The sequence below is a fragment of the Burkholderia sp. Bp8992 genome (assembly GCF_003853705.1).
Lineage (GTDB): Bacteria > Pseudomonadota > Gammaproteobacteria > Burkholderiales > Burkholderiaceae > Burkholderia.
Map to the genome: position 1 here is coordinate 1 of NZ_QTQI01000056.1, position 9,708 is coordinate 9,708.

At 67.1% G+C, this 9,708-nt stretch carries 8 protein-coding genes; 7 read left to right on the forward strand and 1 reads right to left on the reverse strand.

Going from position 1 to position 9,708, the window contains the following annotated elements; genetic code table 11:
• The first annotated feature begins 341 nt into the window (after positions 1–341).
• The 7 genes from DIE03_RS37730 to DIE03_RS37760 all read left to right on the forward strand — a co-directional run bounded on the left by DIE03_RS37730 (position 342) and on the right by DIE03_RS37760 (position 8,584).
• Entirely contained in the window at positions 342–1,112 is a 771-nt protein-coding gene (locus DIE03_RS37730; RefSeq protein WP_124457110.1) for a hypothetical protein, read from the forward strand.
• 124 nt (positions 1,113–1,236) lie between these two features.
• Positions 1,237–1,845, forward strand: a complete 609-nt coding sequence (locus tag DIE03_RS37735) for a hypothetical protein (RefSeq protein WP_124457111.1) — start codon at positions 1,237–1,239, stop codon at positions 1,843–1,845.
• 78 nt (positions 1,846–1,923) lie between these two features.
• Positions 1,924–2,463 (forward strand): CbrC family protein, encoded by a 540-nt coding sequence (locus DIE03_RS37740; RefSeq protein WP_124457112.1) that lies wholly within the window; start codon positions 1,924–1,926, stop codon positions 2,461–2,463.
• Between the two features lie 54 nt (positions 2,464–2,517).
• The gene (locus tag DIE03_RS37745) at positions 2,518–3,768 is read left to right on the forward strand and encodes a DNA repair exonuclease (RefSeq protein ID WP_124457113.1); all 1,251 of its coding nucleotides are present in this window, start codon (positions 2,518–2,520) and stop codon (positions 3,766–3,768) included.
• A 3-nt stretch (positions 3,769–3,771) separates the two neighbouring features.
• Positions 3,772–7,242, forward strand: coding sequence for a YhaN family protein (locus DIE03_RS37750; protein ID WP_124457114.1), 3,471 nt, complete (start codon positions 3,772–3,774; stop codon positions 7,240–7,242).
• A gap of 121 nt (positions 7,243–7,363) precedes the next feature.
• Positions 7,364–7,888, forward strand: a complete 525-nt coding sequence (locus DIE03_RS37755) for an HD domain-containing protein (protein WP_124457115.1) — start codon at positions 7,364–7,366, stop codon at positions 7,886–7,888.
• A 9-nt stretch (positions 7,889–7,897) separates the two neighbouring features.
• Complete coding sequence (locus DIE03_RS37760) at positions 7,898–8,584, forward strand: DUF429 domain-containing protein (RefSeq protein WP_124457116.1); 687 nt, start codon at positions 7,898–7,900, stop codon at positions 8,582–8,584.
• A gap of 175 nt (positions 8,585–8,759) precedes the next feature.
• Here the strand turns inward: DIE03_RS37760 and DIE03_RS37765 are convergent, their stop codons facing one another.
• Positions 8,760–9,197 carry an ATPase gene (locus DIE03_RS37765; RefSeq protein ID WP_226268374.1) on the reverse strand — a complete coding sequence of 146 codons (438 nt, stop codon included), beginning with the start codon at positions 9,195–9,197 and terminating at the stop codon, positions 8,760–8,762.
• Between the last annotated feature and the right edge of the window lie 511 nt (positions 9,198–9,708).

A 9,708-nucleotide genomic window follows, 5' to 3' on the forward strand; every position in this document is an offset into this window, starting at 1 on the left:
CTCGCTCAATCCGGTAGCCCGTCCAGCAGCCCAGCGCCTGTAGTGCTTTGCGATCCAGCAATTTGGCCTCCAACGCCCATTCCCATTGGCGTCAGGTTACCAACTGCAACGAAAGCTTCCACGGTTTCCCGCGATGAACCTTTTTTTGTTGGGGCGCGCGGCCCCTGCCCATTGCCCGCCCGCCATGCTTAAATAGCGGGGCTCCCGGTTGCGGGGCCGCCGGAATGGCGGGTCCGGCGAACCAGGGCAACATGTCCGATCGACATCGTGACGACAGACGACACCAAAACACCGCTCCGGCCGGCGCGGCGCGGTCCGATAACATTCCGAGGCATCACATCATGACCATCCTGTTCCGTCTTCTCGCGCTTGCCTGCGCGCTCTGGCTGGCCGCCTGCGCGGCGCCGCCCCCGCCGTCCGCCAGTACCGCCGCGTCTGCCGCCGCACCGGACGCCAGCGAACGCCGCGGGCTCGGTACCGCGTGGGGCGAGTCGGTGCGATCCGAAACCCGCCAGGTCGAGTTCGAACGCGCGGATCCGGCGAAGCCGACCGATCTCGCGTCGGTCTACTACAACGACGCGCTGCCTGGACATCCTCCGGCCTCACAGGTGCGCCGGCTGCCGACCCGCGTCGCGCTCGCCAATGGCGACATCGCGCTGTCGTTCACGGACGAAAAGGGTGCGCCGCTGCGTCTCGCGCGCAGCAACGGCCGCTGGCACATGGCGGGTGTCGAGGGTTCGCGCTACGTCATCGTGCTGCGCAACCAGGGGCACCGCACGTTCGAGGTCGTGTCGACGGTCGACGGGCTCGACGTGCTGTCGGGCCGGCCGGGCAGCTATACGAACGGCGGCTACGTGCTGTATCCGGGCCGCACGCTGACGATCGAGGGCTTTCGCAAGAGCCGCGACGAAGTCGCCGCGTTCCGCTTTGCAGCCGTGCCCGACAGCTACGTCGCGAACTCGAAGTACGGCGATGCCGCGAACGTCGGCGTGATCGGCGTTGCGCTGTTCGCGCAGAAGGAGAACGACGAGGAAGCACTGCGCCGCAACGCGAATCCGTTCCCCGGCAACGACAACGGCTTCGCACCGCCGCCCGTCCCGCGCGGCGAGTAACCGCATGCAGCCGATCGGCCGCGGACGTCGTTCCGCATGATGCACGCGGCGCGATCCTGAACCGGGATCGCCCGCGCAGTACGCCGGCGCAACCGACGAACTCCACGATATGTTCGCGCTATCCATGCAGATACGAAACGGCCTGACGATCCCGGCTGCGTTGAAATGCACGACGCTGGTGCTGCTGGTGTCGCATGCGGTCATTGTCTCCGCCGAAACGCCGGCGCCCGAATCGGTGCGGCTGGCCAACGGCCACGCGATCGAATGGGCGCGCCCGAGGCTGATCGAGGTCGACGCGGCAGGCAAGAAGACATCGGCGTTGAGCGTGCCGGCCGCACTTCGGCGCGCACTGGCCGATGCATCGAGCGTGGCGTTCCCGTCGGATCGCGCAAAGCGGATCGACGGCAACGATCATGTGCTGGTCGTCATCAATCGTTCGTCAAGCAGCCGTCCGACCGGGTATTGCGGCGCGGGAGAAGAAGGTACGCTTTACGTGCTGGCGCTGCGCGGTAGCCGCGCGGTGCCGCGTTTCTCGCTACCCGTGCAAAGCTGCCTCGACTCCGTTTCGCTCGAAACCGAATCCGGTACGCAATCGCCGTACCGGGCGATTGCATGGCGCGACGCGCCGGCCGGCATCGACATCCGGTGGGAGTCTGTCGCGCACGGCGGTGCCACGCATCGCGTCTATCGTTTCGTGAACGGCACGTTTGCCGAGGTCGACGTTCCGCAGTAACGCGGTCGTGCTGCGGCACAATGGCCGTTCGCATCCGCATCGCGTGCTTCCGGATCATCCGGACCGACGGAGAATGCCATGTCGTTACCCGCTTTCAGGTACCATCCCGACCCGCTCGCGACGGGCAGCGTGATTGCCTCGGACGTACGTTGCGCATGCTGCGGCGACGCGCGCGGTTACGTTTACGCCGGGCCCGTGTACGCGGTCGACGAATACGAGCAGTGCATCTGCCCGTGGTGCATCGCCGACGGCTCGGCGCACACGCGGCTCGATGCAAGTTTTACCGACACGTACGGCATCGGCGGGGGCGAATGGGACGCGGTGCCCGAAGCTGTCGTCGACGAGATCGCGAATCGCACGCCGGGTTTTCGGGGCTGGCAGCAGGAGCGATGGTGGACGCATTGCGGCGACGGCGCGCAGTTCATCGGCCGTGCGGGTGCTGCTGAGCTGAAGGCGTTCGGCCCGCAGGCCGTCGATGCGATCCGCGCGTCGGCCGGGCTCGACGCCGACGAGTGGGAGCACTTTTTCGCGGCGCTCGACAAGGACGGTTCACCGGCCGCGTATGTGTTTCGCTGCATCCATTGCGGCAAACTTGGCGGCTACCAGGATTGCGATTGACGACCGGGCCCGCCCGGGCGGTACACCCTTTCGTCACGACACAGAGGAATCTTCGTGAAGTTCATCCACGCGGCAGACATTCACCTTGACAGCCCGTTGCACGGCCTGAGCGCCTATCCCGACGCGCCTGCCGCGCAGTTGCGCAACGCGTCGCGCGAGGCGCTGCGGCAGCTCGTGGATCGTGCGATCGAGGAGGAAGTCGCATTTCTCGTGATCGCCGGCGACCTGTACGACGGCGACTGGAAGGATCACAACACCGGCATCTTCTTCGGCCAGCAGATGGGGCGGCTGCGCAAGGCCGGCATCCGCGCGTTCGTGCTCGGCGGCAACCACGATGCCGAAAGCGAGATGACGAAGAAGCTGACGCTGCCGGATAACGTCACCGTGTTCGGCCACCGCAAGCCGGAAACCGTCAGGCTGCCCGAATTCGACGTCGCACTGCACGGGCAGAGCTTCAAGGACAAGGCCGTCGTCGACAATCTCGCGATCGGCTATCCGGATCCGGTGCCCGGCTGCTACAACATCGGCGTGCTGCACACGGCGCTCGAAGGCTATGCCGCGCACGCGAACTACGCTCCGTGCACGTTGGCCGAACTGCACGCGAAGGGCTACGACTACTGGGCGCTCGGCCACGTGCATGAGTTCCAGCAATGGACGGGGCCGTCCACGGTCGTGTTTCCCGGCAACCTGCAGGGGCGCCATATTCGCGAGACGGGCCGCCGCGGCGCGGTGCTCGTGACGGTCGAGCAGGGCCGCACGCAGGTCGAACGCCTGTATCTCGACGTGCTTCGGTGGGAAGCCGTGTCGGTCGATGCGTCCGATTGCCTGTCGGTGGCCGATCTGTCGAGAAAGATCGGCCAGTCGCTGGAGGCGCTGCTGACCGTCGACGGCCACGTGCCGCGCGCAGTGCGCGTGACGGTCACGGGGCGCACACCCGCGCACGGTCTCTTTTTCGGACGCGGGCCGCAGTTGCGCGCGGAGGTGCTGAACCAGATCGGCATCATCGGCAACGAGCGGCTGTGGCTCGAGAAGGTCCGGCTTGCGACGTCCGCCGCCGATCATCAGCCGGGCGAAAGCGAGCAGCTCGAGGCGCTGGAGGACCTGAAGCAGATCCTCGCCGATGCCGCGCACGATCCGGATTTCCTCGCGCTGCTCGAGCGCGACCTGAAGCCGTTCGTCGGCAAGGTGCGCAGCGACGTCAAGGAGGAAGTGCCGTTGCTGGCGATGGCGCGCGCCGGCGAGCTGACGGCGCTGGTCGAGCAGGTCGGCCCCGCGTTGCTCGCGCGGCTGGCGAAGGGGGAGTAAGCGATGCGCATCAGCCAGCTCGATCTGATCAAGTACGGCAAGTTCACCGACGAGACGCTGCGGTTCCCGTCGGCCGGCGAGGATTTTCACGTGATCGTCGGGCCGAACGAGGCCGGCAAGTCGACGATCCGCACGGCCGTATCCGAGTTGCTGTTCGGGATGAAACTGCAGACGCCGCTCGATTTCCTGCACAGTACGCCCGAACTGCGGATCGGCGGCGTGCTGGGGAACGGCAGCGGCGAACTGGCGTTCCACCGCGCGCGCGGGCGCAGCCCGTTGCGCACGCCGGCCGACGACAAGCTACCCGACGATTATCTTGCCGCGATCCTCGATGGTGCGACGCGTGAATTCTTCGAGCAGATGTTCGGGCTCGATCACGGGCGGTTGGTCGACGGCGGCCGGAGCATTCTCGATGCATCCGACAAGCTCGGGCAGGTGCTGTTCGAGTCGGCCGCCGGTGTCGGCAGTCTCGGGCCGGTGCGCGAGGAGCTCGATGCGCGTTCGGCCGAGCTGTGGGCGCCGCGCCGGAGCGGCAGCGCATTCGCGCTGGCCGAGGCGTCGTTCAACGAAGCCGTGACCGAACTGAAGACGGTCCAGGTGCGCACGCGCGACTGGGTCGATCGGAAGGACGCGCGCGAGGCGGTCGAACAGCAGATCGAGCAGGCGCGTGCCGAACAGCGCCGGCTCGAAACGCTGCGCTCGAAGCTTGAACGCGTCCGTCGGCTCGCGCCGTACCTGAAGGAGCTGACGGTCAAGGACGCGGCGCTGGCCGAACTGGGCGCGGTCGTCGAGTTGCCGCCGACCGCGTATGCCGATCTACTGAAGGCGCAGGGCGATCTCGCGGCCGAGCAGAAGGTGCTCGAGGAACGGCGCGCCGACCTGCTCGCGAAACGGCAGGCGCGCGCTGCAATCGACGCGGACGCAGACACGCTTGCGCTCGAAGCCGATATCGAAGCACTCGATCGGTTGCGCGGCGCGTGCATGAATCATGCGCAGGATCTGCTGCTGCTGGGCGCGGACGTCGAGCGGCATGTGTCCGCCGCATGTGCAGCGGCCGCGCAGTTGAACTGGCCGACGGATGAAGCGTCGCTGCGCGCATCGCTGCCGACGGCGCTGGCGCTGAAGACCGTCACGAACCTGCTGCGCGAACACGGCGCGCTGCACCAGGCGCTCGCCGGCGCGCGCGAATCGCTCGACGAACGCACGCGCGAGCTTGCCCAGGTGCAGGAACAACAGGCGCGCCTGTCGACCGTCGACGTGCCGGAGGCGCTGCGCGCGGCGCTGGCCGATGCGCAGGGCTTTCGCAACAGCGGCCAGCGCGAGCAGGCGCTGGCGCACGAGATCGCTGCCGCCGAACGCACGTTGTCGGGCGCGCTCGATGCGCTCGGCCAGTGGCGCATGCCGGTCGACACGCTGCGCGCGCTCGACGTGCCGTCGGCGGCGCGGCTCGGCGCGCTGCTGAAGGAAGACAGCGAGTACGCGAGTGCGGCCGCCGCGGCACGTGATGCACGGGACAGCGCGCTCGAGGAACTCGAGCGGCTCGAACTGCAGGAGAAGCATTTCGCGGAGAACCACAAGGTCGTCACGACCGCCGACGTGCTCGCGGCGCGTGCCCGGCGCGATGGTGCGTGGGGAGATATCCGCAGTGGCGCGGTCGATCTCGCGACTGGCGCACCGGCAGTCGACGACGCGATTCGCCTCGCCGACGAACTCGTCGACGCACAGCTCGGCGCCACGCAGGCGGCTGCGACGCTGCAATCGTTGCGTCAGCAGGTCGAGTCCGCGCGTGCCGGCGTGACGCGCAGGCAGGCCGCGCTGGATGAGCGCGAGCGTGAACTGGCCGCACATCGCGACGCGTGGGCCGCACTCGCCACGACAGCCGCGGTGCCCGGCATGCCGCTGGCGGCGATGGGCGACTGGCTCGCGAAGCGCGAAACGGTGTTCGCCGCACAGGCGGATCTCGACCGTCAGCGCCGCGAATACGACACGATATGTGCTGCCCGGGCCGGCGCGGAAGCAACGCTGCGTGCAGTGCTGCGCTCGGTATCGCGCGGTGGCGAATCGGACGGGCTGGCGGCGCTCGTCGCGATCGCCGAGACCTTCGTGCAGTCGGCCGAGAAAGCGATCGCGCAAAAGGACAGCCTGGAGGACCGCGCGCGGGAAGCGGAACGCGGCTGCGCGACGGCGCAATCACGGGCCGGCCACGCGCAGGCGGCCTACGATGCGTGGCACGCGCAATGGCGTGACGCGCTGGCCGACGCGAAACTGTCGGCGAGCGCGGCGACGCTGGCCGCGGCGGAAGGCGCGCTCGGGCTAGCGAATGCGGTGACGGCCGAGCTGGCCGATGCCGACGCGCCGCGCAACCGGATCGCCACGATCCGTGCGGAGCTGGCCGCGCTCGAGGCCGGCGCGCGCAGGCTTGCCGAAACGCTTGCGCCGGAGTGGCTCGCGAGCGGCGACTGGCCGGACGTGGCGCGACGCTTGACGATGCGCCTCGCGGCCGCCAGGGAAGTCGCGCGTGCGATCGGTCGTGCCGACGAGGCCGTGCGGCAGGCCGACGGCAAGGTCGCCGACGCGGCTGCCGCAGTGGCTGGTGCCGATGCGCGCATCCAGCCGCTGCTGCAACTGGCCGGCGTCACGTCGATCGATGCGGCGCTGCCGCTGGCCGAGCGCTCGGATCGTCAGCGCCAGCTTCGGCAGGCGGTCGATGCCGCGCACGAAGCACTGGTGCGCGATGGTGACGGTCTGTCCCGGTCCGCCGTCGAAGCCGAGGTCGCGGAGCAGGACATTGCCGACGTGCCGGCCCATCTCGAAGCCGTGAAGCAGTCGCTCGCCGATGTCGGCAAGCGGCTGAACGAGCTGTCGCAGCAGCAGGTCGTGGCCGACCAGGCATTCGGCGCGATCGACGGCCAGGCGAATGCGGCCGTCGCCGAGTCGAAACGGCAGGAAGCGCTGGCGGCGATGAGCGATGCAGCTGAACAGTATCTGGAGGCGGCTACCGCGAGCCGCTTGCTGAAGTGGGCGACGGATCGCTATCGCGACCAGAAGCAGGGGCCGATGCTCAGGCGCGCGGGCGAGATCTTCGCGGGGCTCACGCTCGGCGAATTCGCGAAGCTGACCGTCGATACCGAACGGACGCCGCCCGCGTTGTATGCACGGCGCACGAAGGGGACGTCGGTCGAGGTCGCCGGGTTGAGCGAAGGCACGCGCGACCAGTTGTTCCTCGCGCTGCGCATCGCGGCGCTGGAGTTGCAGCTCGGCAGCCGGACTGCGCTGCCGTTCGTCGCCGACGATCTGTTCATCAATTTCGACGATGCGCGCGCGAAGGCCGGGCTCGATGCATTGCGCGATCTGTCGACGCGAACCCAGGTGCTGTTCCTGACGCACCACGACCACCTGCTGCCGCTCGTGAGGGACGTCTTCGGCGCGCGGGTCAACGTGGTCGAGTTGCAGCGCGCGCCGGCCGGCGCGTGATGCGGGGACGCGCCGGGATGCCGGCATACGGGAGGGGCATCGCGTACAGGTAGTATGAGCGGTTCCGAAACGCACGCGGCCGGGTCAACCGGTCGCGGGTCTGGCCACACGAGGGGAAAATATGAAAAAGCTGGTAGCCGCCATCGCGTTCGCGGCGGACAAGCATCGCAATCAGCGTCGCAAGGACGAAGAGGCGTCGCCGTACATCAATCATCCGATCGCACTCGCCGACGTGCTGGCCAACGAGGCCGGCGTCGAGGACGAGCGCGTGATCGTCGCGGCCGTGCTGCACGACACGGTCGAGGATACGGAGACGACCGAGCAGGAGCTGTTGCGTCTGTTCGGCAAGGACGTGGCGGACATCGTGATGGAAGTCACCGACGACAAGTCGTTGCCGAAGGAGGAACGCAAGCGGCTGCAGGTCGAGCATGCATCGACCATCAGCCGCCGTGCGAAGCTCGTGAAGCTCGCCGACAAGATCTGCAACCTGCGTGACATCGCGCAGCATCCGCCCGCGGACTGGCCGCTCGAGCGCAAGCAGGCCTATTTCGACTGGGCGAAGTCGGTCGTCGACCCGATGCGCGGCGTGCATCCCGGTCTCGAGGCGATCTTCGACACCGCGTACGGCGCGCGGCCGGCGGACTGAGGTTCCCGCATGGCGTCGTCCCGATCCGTCGAAGTCGCCGCGCGACAAGCGCCCGTCGTGGCGGGTGTCGACGTCGGGGGCGACAAGAAGCTGTGCGATCTCGTGATCCTGCGTGGGTCGACGGTCGTCTGCCGCGAAGCGCGGATTGCACCCGAGGCGGTGCCCGCGCTGTGTGTCGCCCATGACGTCGTGGCCGTCGGCGTCGACGCACCGAGCGTATGGTGGACGGGCGTCGGTCGCCGGGCGGCCGAACAGGTGCTCGCGCGCGAACGGATTTCGTGTTTTCCGACACCGTCGCGGGAGCAGGCCGTCGCCAGCATATCGGGCTTCTTCGACTGGATGTTCATCGGGGAGCGCGTGTACCGCGCGCTGGCGGACACCTATCCATTGCTGACCGGAGCGCACTACGCGGGCGGTCGTGCGAGTTTCGAGACCTATCCGTACGCGATTACCTGCGCGATGCTGGGCAAGACGGTGGCGTCGGCGAAGCAGAAGCGCACTCAGCGCCTGCAATTGCTGGAACGGCTGGGGATCGACGTGTCGACGCTGCGCTCCGTCGATGCGCGAGACGCGACCCTTTGCGCGTTGACGGCGCAGTATGTGATCGACGGGAACGCACATGCGTATGGCGACACGGAGGGCGGCTACATCCGCGTGCCCATCGTGAACGAGACGGTCGTGCTCGACTCGCTTTAGCGACGGCAAGTGACGACTGCGGGACAGTTGCCACTATAAGGTGAGCTTTTGCGGGAGAGGTGCGGCCTTCCCGGCGCTGATGGCGTCAGGGCGCGAGTGTCGACCGGACAAACATCAGGATTGCCGGCGCACGCGAGATGAAGCCGATGCGCCGCGCAATCCCGGGCAGCGCCGCTCAATCCTCGAGGATGGACTTCGGTACGCTGGACAGGTCGCAGGCTTGCGCCTGATCGAAGTAGTCTTCCGCATCGTTGATCATCACGACGGCGACGTCGATCAGCTCGTCGAGCCGTTGCAGCAGCGATTCGCGCCACTCGATGTCTTCATCGCGCTCGGGCGTCTTGTCCAGCTGCTCGATGATCGAATCGGCTGTTTGCAGGAAGGGGATTGCCTGCTGATAGTTTTCGATCGAGACCATCGCCGCGTTGCGCGCGCCGACGAGCCGTTCGCGGTGCTCGTCCGCCAGTTCGGATTCGCCGCTGATTCGCGGCAGTACATCCGAGATGCGCTGAAGCAGCGGCGGCGTTTGTTCTTCCAGCAGGATGGCGCGTTCGCGCAGCGCCGCATATTCGTCGCGAAGATCGGCGTCGCCGGGTTGAGTCGTGCTGTCCATCGTCGATATGAGTGCGTGGTTCGGTCGCGGCATGATACTCGACAGCGCCAGGTTCCTTGTCCGTTCCGCTGCCCTCTATATAAGCGGAAAGACCAGCATACGTCATATCTATAGGGAACCGTTCGCGTAGGGATTCACGCCCGTGGAGCCCCAAGCCCCCGTGCGCGGCAGCGCACGGGGGCTTTTTCAAATTTCTTCACAAAAGGCTTGCGGGAACGGCGCGAGGTGCATAGAATCACGCCTCTTTTCGCGCTAACGGAAACGCGGCGCGGGAGGAAGGGAAGCGGTGCTGTTGAGGCTCGGTGGTAGCAGCCTCGGCGGTACAGGAAGTTGAGCCCCGCGGTCGCAACGATGTGATGTAAAAAGTTGTTGACGAACTGCGAAACACGGTTCATAATCTCGCTTCTCTGCTGCTGAAAACGCAGCGCTGCTGGGAAACACGGAGTTTCTCGCAGAAATGCTCTTTAAAAATTAACAGCCGATAAGTGTGGGCGCTTGATGGAAGCGAGCT

Excerpts from the sequence above, each read along its gene's own strand:
- DIE03_RS37750 (WP_124457114.1), top strand. The coding sequence starts at position 3,772 with ATGCGCATCAGCCAGCTCGATCTGATCAAGTACGGCAAGTTCACCGAC.
- DIE03_RS37740 (WP_124457112.1), top strand. The coding sequence starts at position 1,924 with ATGTCGTTACCCGCTTTCAGGTACCATCCCGACCCGCTCGCGACGGGC.
- DIE03_RS37735 (WP_124457111.1), top strand. The coding sequence starts at position 1,237 with ATGCAGATACGAAACGGCCTGACGATCCCGGCTGCGTTGAAATGCACG.
- DIE03_RS37765 (WP_226268374.1), bottom strand. The coding sequence starts at position 9,197 with ATGGACAGCACGACTCAACCCGGCGACGCCGATCTTCGCGACGAATAT.
- DIE03_RS37755 (WP_124457115.1), top strand. The coding sequence starts at position 7,364 with ATGAAAAAGCTGGTAGCCGCCATCGCGTTCGCGGCGGACAAGCATCGC.
- DIE03_RS37730 (WP_124457110.1), top strand. The coding sequence starts at position 342 with ATGACCATCCTGTTCCGTCTTCTCGCGCTTGCCTGCGCGCTCTGGCTG.
- DIE03_RS37760 (WP_124457116.1), top strand. The coding sequence starts at position 7,898 with ATGGCGTCGTCCCGATCCGTCGAAGTCGCCGCGCGACAAGCGCCCGTC.